We start from the raw sequence: 18,167 nt of genomic DNA on the forward strand, positions 1-18,167 counted from the left end.
TATCATTTTTTACTTTTTTTAAAATAAAATAACATAAACATCTGGTTGTATTTCAATACATTACACTAAAATAAAAATAAAACATGAAAACAGAAAGAGTTAAAGGGAGCATAGCGCCTTTAAAGTAAAATATAGCACCCCATTGCAATGCATAAAAATAGGAAGCGCCTAGGAATGGATTAATCACAATAACGCTTGTTTTATGTTACTTTAATAAGGAAATTTTTCTGCACAGGTACGATTCATAAAGACATTGCTGTATAAAGAGAATTCGTATGATCTGTAATTTGTAAAAAGAATCAAATTCTTGTAGAAACATGCTAAGCTATGCTAGCTCTCTTTATTTAATATTGAAAAAGTACTCTTAGAATCTATGTGGGATAACGAACAACAAAAAAACGATCCCGGACAGGACCCTGCTCTTGTCGTCAAACGCTTGCGTCCTGCGCGCCGACAAGTTTCGGCCCGTTGGCTTACGGGAACCGTTCTAACAGGAATCACTTCCTGCATTCTTATGGGTATTGCACTTTTTACGGCTCTTGATGAACAACAGCGATTGGTAACCCCTCCACAATGGTTTACAAATGAAAATCTCTCACACACACAAGATCCTGAGGCCAATGGATATAAAGGGGATCGTATTTCTCCCACCCATGCACGGCAAAGCTTTGACAGCAAACGTCAATTTGAACTATCGATTCTGCAAAAAAAAGGCGATGAACAAGTCATTCAAACACAACATTTTGAATGGATTCGTATGGCTTTAGCTGAAAAGCGCCCCCAAAAATATAGCTATCCAAAATTTGATTCTTTAAGCATTCTTGCCAGTGATTCGAAAAATCAAAGTGCCAAACCACAAGATTCTGGACAGATTTATGGAGCAAAGGTTGAAACAAAAATCACCTTACGCAGCTATGATTTTAAGGTAAATCAATTCGATTTTGATGACAACGATACGCTGACAGATGAAGAGGCACAACAAGAAGTGCAAAAAGCTGGGTTTACGTTAGAAAAAAGTACCGAACTTCTTTCAGTTCTCACATTGATTGATCCTTTAAAGTTAGAAGATGCATCTACTGATTCCCAAGGTACAGAATCCCCTGAAGTTCGCATTGTGCAAGAAAATGTAACCGTTTCTCCTCAAAGTCACCGTATCGATCTGACAAAAAACTATGTTGAAGATATTATTCCTATTCGTAAAAAACAAACGATAGCCGATGCTTTCAAAAAAACCAGTTATACAAAAAAGCAAATTGAACAGGTTGTAAAAACGCTAGAAAAAATGAGCCTTTCCGATACCCTTAAAGAGGGAAGTCTTTTACGCATTGGCATCGTGACACAAGCTGGTGAAGAAGATCATCTCGTACGCGCAAGTATCTATCAAGGGATGTATCATGTTCTCACCATTGCGCTAAATGATAAAGGCCAATTCATTGAAAGCACAGAGCCTAAAATGTCTAAAGCTCTTAAAACGGCTTTTCAAAATGGTATTCCGCATTCTTATATCAATAGCGCGCAATTACCAACAGCTTATGATGCACTCTATAGTGCTTTGCTAAGCCATAATATATCACAATCTCTCTCTCATCGTCTCATTCGTCTGCTGGCCACCAATATTGACATGAAAAGTCCGATAACCCCCAATGATCAAATCGAAATATTTTATGCCGTACCACAAAGCGATAAAGAAAACAAAAACGGCAAAAAGAACTTGAAAGCAAAGGAAGCATCCAAAAACACTGATCCAGAAATTCGTTATATTAGTGCAACTTTTGGGAATACAACTTATAAATATTACCGTTATCAATTAAAAGATGGAAGCGTTGATTATTATGATTCTGAAGGGAAGAGTTCAAAGCCTTTCTTGCTGCGAAAACCCACACCAAATGGGATTTTTGGCTCCCCCTTTGGTCCACGCAAACATCCTATTTTAGGCTATATTCGCATGCATACGGGTGTTGACTGGGTTGCTCCTAAAGGATCACCCATTATTGCTGTAGGAGATGGTATTGTCACAAGAGTAGGCGTAACAGGCGGCTATGGAAATCACACGGAAATTCAACATGCCAATGGATATGTCAGCAGTTATTCACACCAAAGCCGTTATGCACCAGACATCAAACCAGGCGTGAAAGTACGACAAGGACAAATTATTGGCTATGTTGGATCAACAGGCATGGCAACCGGACCCCATTGTCATTTTGAAATCATTGTCAATGGCATCAAAGTTGATCCTATGCGCATCCGTATACCGGATAGCAAAGCCTTAACCAATCAAGACCTACAAACATTCCTCCAAGAAAAAAACAATATTGATGCCTTGATCAACAGCCCGATACCCCCCTCTGAAGATACTTAAAGCATAAAAGCATCTGCATTTTTACGACTCAAAACATCTAAAAAATATGCTTTAGCGCTTATTTTTCTCAAAGAGATTTCCGCACTTTAAATATCTGTAAAGAATACGCCGAAATATGCCACCACCCAAGGCTGCCATAACAATGATTAAAAATAAAACGCCCTCCCCTTTGCATGTTTATGCACGATAGAAAAGTGCAAAATATGAAATCCAAAAAGGCTAACTCTTCTTGTTTGTTTTATCAAAACGATAAAAATCCCTTTGTTTTCCATGCAATAAAATTTTAATCAAAGGTAAGTTTTTTCTCAAGGATGAAGATTCTAAAACCCATATCATTCTATAAACAACCAGACTTCTTGTTGAAGAGATTTCACTTGTTGAATGCTTATGCTGTTCATAGCCCTAAAAAACGGTGTTTCATAAACTTTATGAGCAAGTTATCCTTAAGAATATTCGTTACACACTTTTACAAAAACACCCCATATTTAAAGTTTTACATGCCTTACAAAAAATAACAAAACTTGAAAAAACAATCTCTTCGCAAAGAAATAGAGCTTACTAATATAAGTATTATTATTGGCTTAAAGGAGCTCTTATTCAAAATAAATTTAAATTTTAACTTAAGCACTTCAAAGCTATAAAACATACAAAAAAAGAGAATTTTAAAAGCCGATAATCGGAGTAAACAAAGCGAAAAACAAAGAGAGCAAAAGATGAAGAAGAAAATTTTCTTCTCTTGAAAACAATTGACAAGCTAAAATGAATGGTGCTGTGTTCGTGTTATCTAAGTCATATTTTATTCTCATTTTTATTAAAGCGAACAAGCAGAGAGTAAAGAATTTATCTCTTAAAAAAATCAATCAGAGTTTTTTTGAACTATTCATACTGAGTTTTGGCAAAGGAATGACAATCTTTGTGCCCCTCAAAGCAGAAGTTTCAAACAGAGGTTTCTCACCAAATTGCATACAGAGCTGTTCCACGACCACACGACCAAGTCCTGTTTTTTGTTCTAAAGTTTGGCTTTTCATTCCCACGCCATCATCTTCTACAATGAGCATCAATTGTCCATCTTTCTGGGGACCAAAGGAGATATAAATATGACCCGTACGTTGATCAGGAAAGGCATGTTTTAAGGAATTTGTCAGCAGTTCACCAAGAATAATTCCAAGTGTTGTCGCATCTCTTGAAGACAGGCGACAATCTTTAAAATTGGTGTGAATGGTGATGTTTTCACGCAATTCAAAAGGGACTGCCAATTCGACATCATGCACAACAGAACTGAGAAACTCTGCCAATAAAGTCGTTTCCATATCATCACTTAAGCGCAAACGACGATGTGCTGTAGAAATTGTCTGAATACGATCACGCGCAGCTCCTAGAACAGAACGTACCTCTTCATTTTTGCTCCGGTTTAACTGGAGCCCCAGCAAAGAAGACACCGTCCCAAGAGAATTGCCAATGCGATGGCTTGCATCCTGCAATAATATTTCAACCCGTTGGCGTTCTTTTTCAGCGTGATTGCGTGCTCTTTCTAATTCTTGTGTCCGTTCTTTCACGCGGGCTTCCAGAGCGATATTTTCGCTATGAAGCAGCAATTGATACAATTTTAAAGAGCGCACATCACGATGAAAACGATTAATAACAAAATAGGCAGAAATAAAAGTACTCACAACAGAAACAATAGCCGCCAATGTCAAAGCAGCCCGCATTAATGCGATACCCTCACGCTGTTTTTGTCGCACCACATCATCCCCATTAATAAAGCTTGTCATCAATTGAGCTAAACGTGCCACAGGAATCTTTGATCCTTCAAAAGAGGCAGCTTGAGAAGGTTGTTCAGGAATCGTATCAAGAGCATGCATATGGGCATTCATAAATGCTTTTCGTGCTTCAACCTCTTTTTTAAAAGCCGTAAACCATTCATCCCATTGTGGATGCGCATAAACAATAAGTGCAATATAATCGAGAATATCCCCCAACTCCCGCTCTGCATTTTCAAAACGTATTTTATCTTCCGCCTTGCGCGTTTTTGCATAGCTGCGATCAGCAACAGCCATATCAATCAAGCTAATAAGGACCAAATCAGCCTGTTCACGCAATTCTGAACTTGTATTCAACTGTGCGACTTCTCGATCAACGGCATTTGAAAGCAACATAATAAAAACCGATGCCAAAAGAGCCATAACAAGAGAAACAACAATCGCACACCACCGCCAGCGTGATATCGTTGCATCAGAAGAAGGCATTTGAGGCATCAAATTTGTTTTTGTTGTCATAGAATGTCCATTGGCGAACTTGAAAGTCGTCATTTTTCAGCACAAAGGAAGGCAACCTTATGGAAAATAAAACCTAAAGCCCGTGGGAAAGTTTATACAGGCTTTTCTTGTGTTCCTAAGGATACACGCCAAACACTCTGAATTTCCTCAGATACTGACTTTACTGTAATAGCTATAACGGGAATAAAAAAAACAAGGCTATCGATCATAATTATTATGCTTTTTTAGCCGTTAAATGAACACAATGTACTTCCAGCTGAATAAGAATCAGGACCATAATCAGACTCACCATCCACCTTGAGAAGTTCTTGTAATCGATTACGCGCCCTGCTCACACGGCTTTTAATGGTTCCAACAGCACAACCACAAATAGCCGCAGCATCCTCATAAGAAAACCCCGATGCGCCAATGAGAATAATGGCTTCTCTTTGATCGGCAGAAAGCAAATTTAAGGCTTTTTTGAAATCTTGCAAATCAAGCGATCCATATTGAGCCGGATGAACAGCGACATTTTGAGTAAACACGCCATCGGTATCTTGAACTTCTCTTCCCTTTTTACGCATTTGACTGTAAAATTCATTGCGCAAAATGGTAAAAAGCCAAGCCTTAAGATTGGTTCCCATCTCAAAACTATCTTGCTTGGCCCATGCCTTCATAACAGTATCTTGGACCAAATCTTCGGCTTTATCCTGCTTACCACTTAAAGAAACAGCAAAAGCTCGTAAAGCCGGCAACACCAAAAGAAGTTCTTGTTTAAAGTTTTTCGCGCACTTTGACATAAAGGATTCAAACCTTTTCCACATTGTTTAAGCCAAATTGCTCTGCGCGCTCCAACTTCTCTAAAAGCTCAAGCAAACACCGTGGCAGTGCTTCTTCTTGAATTTCCATGTAAAATTGACGTAACTTCCGTGCTATTTCGCTATTGACCCCGAGAAGATCATCTCCAACTGTAAATTGTGTGGTGAGATTTTTTTCATCACGGTCGTTCATTTTTCATCCCCCTAATCCATATAATATCAGTAGCACCGCGAAGAATTTTTTCGCCTTATGGTTGTAAATATAGCTGTCGGTAAAAAGTTCCATACAAATCAAGGAACTTTTTTACCGGCTGAGAATTTCAATCAACAAAATGCTTGAAAGGTCAAAGGAGTTATAAATTATGTCATTATCAACGCGCATTGCCCCGCATCTTCCCTATCTTCGGCGTTTTGCCCGCTCTGTCACCGGTAGCCAATCCTCTGGCGATGCTTATGTATCCGCGATGTTGGAAGCACTCATCGCCGATATCTCCATTTTTCCCAAAGCATCCAGTGACCGAATTGGTACCTATTGGCTTTTTTGCCATCTTTTTGACCAAACCACACCGAACATCCCTGAACCCCTGCCCCAATTTGGTCTTGAACAAAAAACAAGTGCCAAATTATCCTATCTCACGCCCCGTGCACGCCAAGCATTTTTGCTCATTGCCGTTGAAGGATTTCATGAACGAGAAGCCAGCGAAATCATGAATCTGGATACAAAAGAATTCCGCAAGCTTCTCAACCAAGCATCCATTGATATTTCACAACAAATTGCCACTGAAGTAATGATTATTGAAGATGAACCTCTTATTGCGCTTGATATTGAGCAAATGGTAGAAAGCCTAGGTCATCATGTTGTAGGAATAGCGCGCACGCGTGATGAAGCTGTCATCATGTATCATAAGAAAAAACCACGGTTGATTTTGGCTGATATTCAATTAGCCGATAACAGTTCAGGTATTGACGCGGTCAACGAGATTTTGAAAAATGACCGTATACCAGTGATTTTCATCACGGCTTTTCCTGAAAGGCTGCTGACCGGCGAGCGTCCAGAACCAACTTTTTTAGTGACCAAACCTTTCAACCCGGATATGGTGAAAGCGCTTATTTCTCAAGCTTTATTTTTTCAAGAGAATGCTTCTAAAGCGGCTTAGAACAGAGTAACATCTTAAAATTATGATCGTTACGCCTCTTTCAAAGCCTCCCATGGATAGATCTCATATGAGTGCGCTCATGCAAGCGATTCGTGGTGCTGATATTTGTGTTCTCTATCAGGCAACAAATCTGGTTTATTTATGGGCTGAAAACTTGCCGCACCATTTGCACAATAAATGGCGGGTTGGGTGTCGTGACAGCGACTTTTTTTCGCTTGACCTTGCAGACAATATGGAAACCATCAAACTGCAAGTTTTAGCGAGTGGCAAAATGCAAACTGTTGAAGCACGTTTTGAAGATACAAACAAACAAGAGATTTGGTACAAATTTTCTATTGATTGCCACCGCAATGATAACGAAGACATTATCGGTATTATCACCACCGGTGTTAATATTTCCGGCTTACGCCGCCGTGAACAAGTGCTTAAAATCCTTCTTCGCGAAGTCAGTCACCGTTCTAAAAACCTTTTAGCGATCATTCAAAGTATTGCTAGCCAAACCGCGCGCTATACTGAATCTCTTCAGGTTTTCTTACGCAAATTTCAAGGTCGTCTTCATTCTCTTTCTCATTCTCAAGATCTGATCACTGATTCCGATTGGCGTGGTGCTCAATTTCGCGAATTGGTCCAAACGCAGGCTTTAGGCTATTTTATGAAAGAAACAAAACGTTTTTCACTTGAAGGCGTAGATCCTTATCTTTTTCCCAATGCCGCTTTGCATATTGGTTTGGCTTTTCATGAACTGATTGTCAATTCTCTTTCTTTTGGAGCCCTTTCCCAAGAAAAGGGGAGCATCTGTGTACGTTGTGAAATCGAAACAAAACCGAATGGCAAAACGCAACTTATCATCACTTGGCATGAAAGTTTTGAATCCGGCATCCCTCCCACAAACAATAAAAAAGCCTGTTTTGGTAGTGCCGTTCTCGAAAAAATCGTTCCCATTTCCGTGAATGGTTCAGCTTCCCTCAAATTGACACAAGAAGGAATTGTCTATTGCCTCTCTGTTCCTGATACTTATTTTGATATTTTTTCTTAAAAGAGCATTTTAAACAATAAATAAACAAGAGAAGTTTCCCCTTTTTTTAGCAAAATTTCTCATCTGTTTTATTAAGCACAAAGATATTTTCCACCCCTTTAAACCCAGCTCTATAATCCCCCAATAGTTCCCAAAAACCTTAAAGATGAGAACTGAAAGCCACATAAAGTCCATTCCCGCTGTCAATCAACTTCCATCTCTTATATAACCGCATATTTTAAAACAAGAACCAAAACGATGAAGCGCAAACCGTTTCAGCTTTTATATGCCAAATAAAAGCGAGTCTATTACCCACCTCTTTTTGTGTCATTTTCGCAATGCGCATACAATTTCATTTTGGCAGAATATGAAATTTCAAGAAGTAAAGCTAACATCCATCATCACTCTTCAGCTTTACGGGCTTAAAGCAACCACAACAACGACAATCAATTGATGAAAATTACACATTTTATGCTTGTATTTATCGCATTCTTTAATGGAGATATTCTCTTCATGTACAATAGGACACCCTATAACAGAATACGCTTGTGTCTTTGATTCACGCACTTTTTTAATATTTGCCAGCGTATCCACGCTCATTTCAAATCAAAACAGTGTCTGTAAATAAAACATAATTAATAGCCCCCGTAAAGTGAACCCTCAAACACGCCCCTTTTTACTCCACATCCTTCTGTACCTTCATGCCTCTTTTCACTTCATAAAAGTAGTAGCGAGCATCATCATACCATTTGTCCCTCATGTTACAACAGCCCTTGACCTCTGAGAGCGTTCATAAGAGGCATTTTAGTCTTTTTTCAAATATTTCTCACCAACACAAAGCCCATACCCACCCTTTTATGACGTGCAAGCCAATGACTTTGAATAATTCAATATAGAATGGCATCTCAAACGCGGAACTAAAAAACTTTGAAACCGTTTAACAGTGAAGAGTCCTCTAAGCTGACAAATTGGAGTCCGCTCTGTCAACCTCTCATTTGGAAAATAATTGATGACCCCCCTTGTTTTTATCCTCTTATTAGTTTCATGTACAGATGATTTTAATAGTTGCTATTCGAACAATACAATGGTTAAAATCTATCCCACGGCTCAAGCATGTGAACAATCCATGATACCGTCCACAAAAAAGTTTTCATTTTCTGGACAACAAATTTTTGCTCAATGTATAAACGTCCATGCAGATTTACATCAACAAGAAGTAAAATTGATCTGGTCTGTAACAAACCGTGGAAATTTCCTGCTTAAAAGCCAAAACGTAAATAACAAGATATCTACAGTCCAGAAAGAAGGTATTTTACCAACATCGCTTCCTCTTTTGCATTCTTCTTCCACAAACCTCTTGCAGAAAAAACTTTAAAAGCATAAACCCATCAGATCTCAAAAAAATACTCAATGAAAGACATGATTGATAATAAGCGCATGCAACCTTCAAAAGACCATCACACAGAGCAAAACTCTCTGCCTCAAGATCTCCCTTTAGATCCTGCTGTAGAACGAGTGAGAAAAAAACTTATGGGTTTAATGATTATTTCCGTTTTAATAACGCTTTTCCTTATTCTAACTGTACTGTTTTTAATTGTTTATAAAGTGATAACAACCGGATCAGCGCCAAAACAAACAGAGCTATCTTCCTCTCCCAGCAAAACCCCACACGTTATCCATCATACGCTCTCTCTACCGGAAAAAACACAGATTTTGTCGCAAAGCCTCTCAGAACACAATATTGTACTGAAAGTTTTAACCCCTGATGGACAAATAAAATTTATGATTTACAATTATCACACCGGTGCACTAATCGCCGTTCTTTCTGTTGAAACAACAAAAGAAAGTTCGAAGATAATGCCTCATTAAGCAAACGAACATCACCATAAGCGCTTACATAGCATCCCTGAAGATTTAAACATTTTCCTCTGCTTCAAGATACGACCACTTGGGAAACGGTAGATTTTTCACTGTATCTCCTGACCTAATCTCGGAAAAGAAGAAACCTTTCTGTCAACGCATTCCCATTTTTAAGAAAACTGACATCGCTTGGGAAAATCTAATGAACATGCAAGAAAGGCATCTTCTTGAGTGCAAAAATTCAACATAATTAATTTATAGTGATGATTTATTTTGCATGTCAAACGAGAACCTCAAATACTGTAAGATTCTCCCCTTTCAAATCTGTTCATAAGGAACTGAATCAAAATCATTTGCTCACATATCCCAGCAAGGAAATGGATGAATAAAAATACCTCTTATGAATGATCCGATATCAAAAGAAGAACTGTTTCAACATTGAAAATTAACGCAATAACGCCCAGCTTACATCTTTTATTAAGCAAAGATAACCGATGTATTTCACATGATAGAATTCATGAGCACCATCGCAAAATGGGCATAAATACATTGAACAATATTAAATATAAGTATGAATAAATAAAACAACGACATTGCGTTCTTCATACAAGAACTGCCTCTTAAAATACACGGATGTGCTTTTCTCTGTATTCCCTCACTTAAATCCCAGTAAAGAGGCAATCTTTTCGGTCAACCCCCTTCGTTAAGTTCCTAATACTGCCCGTGAAAATTCAAACAAAGCGCAAGAAGCTTCTTAAGCATATATATTTACTATCATGATACCAATAACATCACCACAAGCGCTTACACAGAATCCCTGAAGATTTAAACATTTTCCTCTGCTTCAAGATTGACCACTCGGCGACGGCGCGGTTTTCTCTGTATCCCCTCACTTAATCCAGGCAACGAAGAAACCTCTTTTGTTGCTGTTGATGCATCTCCATTGCTCGTGCTTTCTGCTGTTGTAAGTGAAAGCTCAAGAGATGATTCATCTTGGGTCCGTACAGTACGTCGACGGGGAGAACGACGTGTTTTTTTGACGGGTTCAACATTTTTCTCAGAGCGACAGTGCTCTTGATCGGTTTTTTCATCCGATAGAGCCTCTAAAGCATTTTCACGCGCATCCCCATTTTGCGTTTTAGCATATTGGCCATTACCATTTTTTTGCGACGGCATCTGTAATACATCTGTATCATCCTCGACAGTATCCTTTTTTTCACCGTCAAGATTTATTTCACCGCATTCTTGCTCGTTGTTTTCATCACGATTTTCATCACCACGATTTTCATCACGTCGAACCGATTGAGACATTTGTCCAGCTGCTGCTAAAATAATACGCAAATAGTGCTCGGCATGTTGTAAATAATTCTCCGACATAACACGATCACCCGCACCTTGTGCATCACGCGCAAGGCTTATGTATTTATCGGCAATTTGCTGAGCATTCCCGCGAATTTTAACATCCGGACCGCTACTTTCATAATTGCGAGACAACGGATTAGGACCGCGACGATTATTATTGCTATTACCATTATTGTTATTGTTGCGACCGCGTACCCGTCTATTTTGTTGTGGCCTCATCTTTATCCCTTTTTGGAGTGTTTGTCTTATATGTATGTCTTAATTGACTCTTCCTCATTGCATTACCTTTTGATAATGCTAATCATTTTTAACATACGGTTATCAAGCTATCCGCGTTTATTTTACTCAAACGAACCCTACTGATATTGATAAAAGCATATATTTTCTTGAAAATCATAAAACAGCAGGGAAATCGTAAATTAAAAATTCCCTCTTTCTCTGTTAAACAGCAGAAACCTAATGATGTTCACGTAAAATGCCAAGTGTTTTTTTTAAAATAAACCATATTTCACTAAAAAAATAATTATCTTGTGGAAAACAAAAAGGGAAACACACACACACAACACACCTGACAAAGAAAAATTCCTGCCAGAGAATATTAGAAGCTTCCTTTTTTGCTCTAAAACCACCGCTCCTAAAAACGCCGATATCCTCTACCCCCTCGTGCATTTAACTCACAAGCACTTCCATCCCAGCGAGTCACCGCGCGAACCTCTTTATTTTATGAATATAGCCTCTCTTCATCGCTAAAGCAACCCCTTTGCGAGCGATAATCCACGATCGCTTCACAAAACCTCTTGATCTTTATAGATAGATTAATACGAAGTATTATTCAAGCCCTATAATCACCAAGAGATTAATCTTCTTTCCTAAATAAGCCCGATACTATCAATTTCTATTTTTACCCATGCATTTTTTAAGTTAATCACAGCCTTTATTTATAACAAATTGAGCCTAAAAACAAAATATTTAAATACAAAAAAATATCAAATTATGAAAAAAATGACCAATATGTCACACTTTCCTAAAAATCAGCTTCTTCTCAAAAAGATACTCTCCTCAAAAACTATCAATAAGAATGGCATAACGCATTTCCTCTCTTATCTTTTCTGATAAAGAAAACTGGAATTATAAAACAAGCACATTTGTAAACCCAGCACAGCACTTTACGCATGAAGCAGCCTTGAATGTTTATAAAAGGAAGTTTTTTACTCATTTTTGTCATGTCTATTGACTTACGCCCTCAAAGAACGAAGGTTCTCAAGTCACACTGTTCTGTCAACAATCAAAATTCTTGTAAAATTCGTACACTGAATTAATTTATAATGATAATTCATATTTTTGTATTAAGTAAGAAAACTTAATACCGTAGGATTTTTCATCCTCAATCTGTTTACTATTGAATCAATCTCTTTTTCTTGCATGTTACACTCGGAAAAGCCTGCGTAGAGTAAAAACGATAAAGAAAGGCTAAAAGTGCCTCTTATGAACCATCTCTAAGGCTTACGGGCTGTCGAGAGGCACCATTGGGAACGAGCACAGTGTAAGATAGTACTTGGAGCTTACTCTTTTTTGAAACGTAAAGATGAACATGCTCTATAAATTTTATACACTTCATGAGAGGCTTTACCATTATACCCTTCACCAGAACCATTACGAAATGGATTTCCCACGCCTGTTATTTCCCTTAAAAAAGCTCAACAAATCCTCCTAAAACTCCACCACGCCCCTTTAAACATTTCAAGGAGGCATCCATGCCTTATGTCGCAACACCTTAAATAAGAAGTGCAATATAACAAGATAAATAAATAAAATTTCTATTGGTCTCGAGGCAGATCGTAATTTAAGGGGTTTTTATCTTTTCATCAAAATTCGCATCCTTTTAACTTTCCGTATAAAAACTTAAAAGTAATTGCGTCTTTTGCCTTTTTTATTTTCTTTTTCATTGAGAAAACAATCGCGTAAGAGAAAATAATTTCCATCCCCAGGTCGTACCATCGTCAAACATTGTTTTTTTGCAGTATCAGAAAGCTTATCCCACATTTCACGAATAGCAAAATAGGCCTCACTTTCCAAATTAAGACAATGCTGATAAACTTCTCTTTTCATATCGGGCATAACGGAAGCAGAAATTTCCTTGCAATATACGCGCAGATCAAAAACAGGAATAACCAATTCAACAGATGCTTGTTGTGTTATTTTTTTATGAGAAGAAAAATAACTGACCACCTTTGCAACAACAAAACACAAAATCACTATACAAAAAAGTATTATGCAAACAAAAGCAATCTTGCGATATAATCTTTTTAAATAAGCCTTTTGCCTTGCGCGGATTCTTCTTTCCATAAAGATTGTACCCTTTAATATCCCAAGAGAAGCTTTTACAGTAAAAAATGATAGCAGTATCTGTGTACACAATACAGGTTATAGCAGCAAACGATCAAGACTCTTATGTTAAAAGACTCTCTTTTTTTATTGTATAATTTTTATCGTATAAAATTTTTGTGAAAGACTTTTCTCACGCCCTTTATGAAAAAATAGGGATTATGATTTTCTTTCACCACCTTAAAAGACGAAGATTCTTCATCCATGCGGCTTTATAAACAATTCGTCTTCTTTAAGATACATCACATTGATTTATAAAGAGTATTTATTGTTTTTTCATATTGAATGAGAGACCCGAATACCACAGGATTCTCTCATCCTAAATTTGTTTTCTGTTGAAACAATCAAAACCATGTCGCTTGCAAGTTACAAGCGGAGCTGGCATGTGGATTAAAAACTGTACAAAAAAGGCATATGCCTCTTATGAATCGTCTCACGAACCAAGGCTTTCGTAACATTGGAAACTGGAAAAATATATGAGAGTACCAACCTGCACTTTTATGAAGCATAAAAATGAGGGAGATACCTTATAAGTTTTATACATTTCATAGGGGCTTTACCCCTATACCATTGACGAGTGTTCTTGTAAAAGGGACTTGGGAGTGGGATATCTCTTTAAAAACAAGTCCATGAATATGCAATAAATGTATATTCGGAGACAAATAATATTTTAATATTTGAGGCATTCTGTTTTTATGTGAGAGGCATGATCCCAAGAAGACACACGATACATAAAAGCATAAGGCATTATCTTCATTATTTAAATAATATTGCTATAGATAGTTTTGAAAATTATAAAGGAAAAAGATGATAGTCCGAAGAGTGATTAATATGCCTTTATATTTTTTCTCAATAAGGCTGTCTTCCTATTTCAGAAATCACTCAAATACAGCCCTCATCTGCTATACATAAAATCTAGCTTACAAAAGCTGGAGTTGCCCAGAGAGTTTTGCCCTTCTGAATCCGTAAGGCTCTCATTCTTCTTTCTCTCAAACATGCTACAGCTTTGAAATTTGATGTTGATTGACAAGCAACAAAAAAAGCTCTGCACTCTCTTAAGAAAACAACGCCTTAAGGTTACATACATAATGGATTGGAAAGATGTCCTAGCTTTTTATCAAACGCGCTGTAAAACAACGAGCGTAACATATTAGCTTTGCTTATCCCAAAAATGTTCATCCCAATCTCTTGTATCCAAATCTCTTATATCTCAATCTCTTGCATCCAATTCCCTAGCCTTCAACTCCCTAGCCTTCAACTCCCTAGCCTTCAACTCCCTAGCCTTCAACTCCCTTGTGTCCAATGCATAAAAATCAAGTTGAAGAAAATATATGGACACCCCTAAACTCGAAAATATGAAAGGAAGGCGTGACAGAGTTTCGCGTTCCTTATGTCATGCAAAAGCATTAGACATTCTGAAACAAGCACACTTACTGTCTCGTAATGATTCCTTTTTTCTTCTACCGGTCAAATCCCCTTATTTAGAGAATTGGCTATCACAAGTTATGCAACAAATAGCGCTATATGAAACAAACAGAACCTGATTTATATCCGCATGGAATTCGTTCCAGTTTACATGATTGGCTCGCAAAATCCACTTGACTTTCCCCTTTGTCTTTTCCCCTCATGGGATCTCTATCACCATAGAACAAAAAGCGATATTTTATGACGCTTTATGGACAAAATCCCCACCGCCCGAAGAGTTCATCACATGACGAAAAAAACACTCCCCATATTCACCACACACAAACACTTCAATATATAAAACTTACATGCCTTCTATCACCGCACTCTCAAAAAGCAGCAAGACAACAAGATAAGAAATTATTGATGTAAAACTCCAAACAAAGAAAAGAACGGATTTTCTAATCGAGGTAAACAAATACTGTTAAATCAACGCTTCCATTTTTGATGATGTCACACCTATGCTTTATAGCACCCCTATCACACTTCATAATACCGAAAAATTTTCTCTGCCCTACGCACTATGCGCATCAGAACCAATCAAATAAAACAGAAATGCGCTATCTTCCTACTTTTTTGTTTTTGATTAAATAGCAAGATATAGCTGTAATTCTTTAAAGAGCTTCATACCATAGATTCATTTTATACATAATATCATCAACAGAATGTTTGTATGTGCTGCAGGAAGAATCCCCAGAACGCTCCATATGACCACTGGATGAAGAGCTGTTACAGGATTCTACAAGAAATGCCAGTGACATTGGAGATAACGCATCCTCGCTATCAGAATAATAAGCTGATAAAAAAGTGTAATCTTGTGAAGGAAGTGTCCCCGAATTTACTTGTGATGGAGCGGCAACAAAAAGAGAATTAAAGGTTCTAGGACCAATGACAATATCACCATTCGCTTGCCGCATAATACTTCTTGCAGAGTATATATGATTTGTATTGATTGCCCCCAGCGAAGCCCATTCATCCTGCCATAAATATGCATAATAAAGATCCATAACTTGTTCATGTTGAACAACGTTGTCAGCAGACATAGCTGTATCAAAGAGTGAGTTAGGAACATAATAAAAATTTATATCTGGAATAATTTCATATAGCCAGTACGTTTCATCAGGATTATTAGCAATCTGTTGCCGCGCCATTCTGTAAACTGCATCCATATTTGCAGTTGTAGACACAAATGCTGAAGTCTGTTGAGCAAGAGAGTGCCCAGTTACATGATGTATGATATCCTGATCATCCCCCCAAGGGGCAAAACCTCCTCCAAAGAATATAACAGATGGAGAGCGATCATCTATACGGAAAACCATATGGGGAGGATCAATAGCATATGACAGATTTACATCTGAAAAGAAAAAAAATAAAACTGTCACTAAAAATACTGAGAATGCTCTTTGAAACATTTTTATACCTTTGATATACACTCCATATTTTATACCTGTAACCTCTTGAAGCGTTACAGATATAAAAAGGGAGAAAAACCCCTATTGATCTTATTTTAAAGTGATGGCTAAAACCCTTTTTGCTGGCACATGACCCGCTTCAAAAATAACCATTACTTTTCTGTTCAAAATGACTGCGGTTTTTGCCAAATCCAAAATACTTTTTCCAACAATGTTATCACAGCCCCAAACACCTTTTTGAATGTCTGAAGTAGGGCTGATACCGTATCTGAGCTCTAGGAGACATTGTGCTCCTGCGCTAACGACTTGAACCGAATTAAGATAACCGTTTTGTTCATAAACTCCAGCATGAGAAACACCTGTTGTTAATGCTATTATCACCAAAACGATGGATATTTTTTTCAAAAAGCTTTTCATAATTTACCTCTTTTAAATTTATTGCAACGGACATGAAATGCATCCCCATGCAATCTAATGGATATTTTTAACCTCCTCGCCTCCTTAAAGACGAGAATTTTAACCAGCTTTAGCCCGTGATAAGACTGCCTCATCTCAGTCTATTCTTACCTCTATCCCCGCTGTTGCACGATTTATTTTACAGGCTCTACAGCAAAGCCTTCCCTTATTGATGCCGCGTGAATGATGACTCATGCACACAACAAAACACCGCATGCACAAGCTCTACCATTGGCGATATCTACCACTGACAATGTCTGCCATTTTAATGTACGTGCATTCTACGGATTCAAAATGTGTCTATGATTTATTGCCTATCGCAAGCGGCATACTGTCAACAAAGACAATTAAGACACGTATTTACAGCCTCACTAAGCTTAAATCTGTCTAACACCAAACGCTAGAATGAAATTGCCATCTAAGCTCAAACGACGATTGATGCAAAATCACTCAGTTTAAAATAGAATCAACTGTAGTTGAATATCTTAAGATAGATCCTCAATACCGATAACTCATGAATTCTGTAAAACATGAACGATTATACTCTGAGTAAAAACTGTAAATCAGAAAACTGCTAGGGTTAAAATAGCCTTAGTGTAGAAGATTGACCATTTTCCAAGCATCGCCTATTTAAGTCACAACGAATACAGATAATACGCTTAATTATCACGCACTCTCAGCCCTCGAATAACATTGATTGAATAGTTACTTCTGTAACAAATATCAACGAATTGCGATGTACTGTAAGCTCTATAGGCCAGCTCAACAATCTCAGGACTTTGAATATGAAATGTTCTTCCTACAATTTTTGACATTTCAGGCTCTTCTGTAGGCCTCGTTTCTAAAACAGAGAGAATATTTACCCCTTGCAAATTTTTATATGGAATGACAGAAATATTATTGATGATTTGTGAGCGAACCATTGTTCCGCCGATATCTGAACAATCATCTGAAATAGTCCACAAACGTGCAGAAGCTGGTCCAGTAAGACACAAAGCTAAAAATATTAAAATCAATTTTTTCATTATAGAATACCTCTTTTTCATTTTTGGTTGATCAAAAAATAAATGCTCTATGGACAGGCAAATAACTATCCTGTTCACAACTATCTATCTCACTGCTTTAAAGGAGCTAAATCCCATAGAGACACAAATCGAGATGGTTAATCACCCATCGTTTTACTTTTATCCGCTTCTTCAGCGTCTTGTTTGTGTTTCACATCTTCAAGATCTTTGATAATCGTTTTCAATTGTTGTTCTAAAATATCCAAACGCTGTGTAAGTTGGAGAATATTTTGAGTCTGTATTTTATCAAAACATTGGAGATCTTGACGTGTTTGCTTCAACAGAGCATTCAAAGGAGCATGTCCCATTCTTCCGCTAGCATAAAGAACCACACGAATACATTCAGGATCATCAATATCAGCAATAGAAAATGGAAAAAGTGCCATTATATCCCCCTTTTTGATAAGCTAAACGCGTATTAAACATTTGAATATCTTTTTCCGTTGTACGGCTCTTGCATTCTTCAAGACAACCTCAGACAACCTCAGACAATCTCAGACAATCTCAGACAATCTCAGACAATCTCAGACAATCTCAGACAATCTCAGACAATCTCAGAC

General features: G+C 37.6%; 14 protein-coding genes. 5 read left to right on the plus strand and 9 right to left on the minus strand.

The genetic code is table 11. The features are described 5' to 3' along the window. Positions 1–373: 373 nt before the first annotated feature. Positions 374–2,359, plus strand: a complete 1,986-nt coding sequence (locus tag ACFIKJ_RS06635) for a M23 family metallopeptidase (RefSeq protein ID WP_375625403.1) — start codon at positions 374–376, stop codon at positions 2,357–2,359. Positions 2,360–3,219: 860 nt separating this feature from the next. On the opposite strand, the gene ACFIKJ_RS06640 is transcribed toward ACFIKJ_RS06635, so the two are convergent. From ACFIKJ_RS06640 to ACFIKJ_RS06650, 3 genes are all read right to left on the minus strand, one after another. Further along, positions 3,220–4,635: a sensor histidine kinase gene (locus tag ACFIKJ_RS06640; RefSeq protein WP_375670363.1), complete on the minus strand. Its 1,416-nt coding sequence runs from the start codon at positions 4,633–4,635 to the stop codon at positions 3,220–3,222. 224 nt (positions 4,636–4,859) lie between these two features. Then, a complete protein-coding gene (locus tag ACFIKJ_RS06645) occupies positions 4,860–5,414 on the minus strand; it encodes an RNA polymerase sigma factor (protein ID WP_015856820.1) in 555 nt (184 codons plus the stop codon). Between the two features lie 7 nt (positions 5,415–5,421). Continuing rightward, entirely contained in the window at positions 5,422–5,625 is a 204-nt protein-coding gene (locus ACFIKJ_RS06650; protein ID WP_015856821.1) for a NepR family anti-sigma factor, read from the minus strand. Between the two features lie 169 nt (positions 5,626–5,794). Between ACFIKJ_RS06650 and ACFIKJ_RS06655 the strand changes: the two genes are divergently transcribed. The 4 genes from ACFIKJ_RS06655 to ACFIKJ_RS06670 all read left to right on the plus strand — a co-directional run bounded on the left by ACFIKJ_RS06655 (position 5,795) and on the right by ACFIKJ_RS06670 (position 9,473). After that, complete coding sequence (locus ACFIKJ_RS06655; protein ID WP_375626310.1) at positions 5,795–6,589, plus strand: response regulator; 795 nt, start codon at positions 5,795–5,797, stop codon at positions 6,587–6,589. A 22-nt stretch (positions 6,590–6,611) separates the two neighbouring features. Further along, on the plus strand, positions 6,612–7,625 hold the full coding sequence (locus tag ACFIKJ_RS06660) for a sensor histidine kinase (protein ID WP_375625400.1): 1,014 nt from the start codon (positions 6,612–6,614) through the stop codon (positions 7,623–7,625). A 988-nt stretch (positions 7,626–8,613) separates the two neighbouring features. Further along, the gene (locus tag ACFIKJ_RS06665; protein WP_375648306.1) at positions 8,614–8,979 is read left to right on the plus strand and encodes a hypothetical protein; all 366 of its coding nucleotides are present in this window, start codon (positions 8,614–8,616) and stop codon (positions 8,977–8,979) included. A 44-nt stretch (positions 8,980–9,023) separates the two neighbouring features. Next, positions 9,024–9,473 (plus strand): hypothetical protein, encoded by a 450-nt coding sequence (locus tag ACFIKJ_RS06670; protein WP_375651938.1) that lies wholly within the window; start codon positions 9,024–9,026, stop codon positions 9,471–9,473. Between the two features lie 816 nt (positions 9,474–10,289). Here the strand turns inward: ACFIKJ_RS06670 and ACFIKJ_RS06675 are convergent. From ACFIKJ_RS06675 to ACFIKJ_RS06700, 6 genes are all read right to left on the minus strand, one after another. After that, positions 10,290–11,045, minus strand: a complete 756-nt coding sequence (locus tag ACFIKJ_RS06675; RefSeq protein WP_375651937.1) for a DUF4167 domain-containing protein — start codon at positions 11,043–11,045, stop codon at positions 10,290–10,292. 1,683 nt (positions 11,046–12,728) lie between these two features. After that, positions 12,729–13,172, minus strand: coding sequence for a hypothetical protein (locus ACFIKJ_RS06680; protein ID WP_375626316.1), 444 nt, complete (start codon positions 13,170–13,172; stop codon positions 12,729–12,731). 2,117 nt (positions 13,173–15,289) lie between these two features. After that, positions 15,290–16,087 (minus strand): hypothetical protein, encoded by a 798-nt coding sequence (locus ACFIKJ_RS06685; RefSeq protein ID WP_375617997.1) that lies wholly within the window; start codon positions 16,085–16,087, stop codon positions 15,290–15,292. Between the two features lie 90 nt (positions 16,088–16,177). Continuing rightward, positions 16,178–16,504 (minus strand): hypothetical protein, encoded by a 327-nt coding sequence (locus ACFIKJ_RS06690; RefSeq protein ID WP_375617996.1) that lies wholly within the window; start codon positions 16,502–16,504, stop codon positions 16,178–16,180. Between the two features lie 698 nt (positions 16,505–17,202). Next, complete coding sequence (locus tag ACFIKJ_RS06695) at positions 17,203–17,568, minus strand: hypothetical protein (protein ID WP_375617995.1); 366 nt, start codon at positions 17,566–17,568, stop codon at positions 17,203–17,205. A gap of 137 nt (positions 17,569–17,705) precedes the next feature. After that, entirely contained in the window at positions 17,706–17,993 is a 288-nt protein-coding gene (locus ACFIKJ_RS06700; protein WP_273791311.1) for a hypothetical protein, read from the minus strand. Positions 17,994–18,167 lie beyond the last annotated feature (174 nt).

Origin of the sequence: Bartonella sp. PS7NMGDW (assembly GCF_042193585.1) — a bacterium.
Classification (GTDB): Bacteria; Pseudomonadota; Alphaproteobacteria; order Rhizobiales; family Rhizobiaceae; genus Bartonella; species Bartonella grahamii.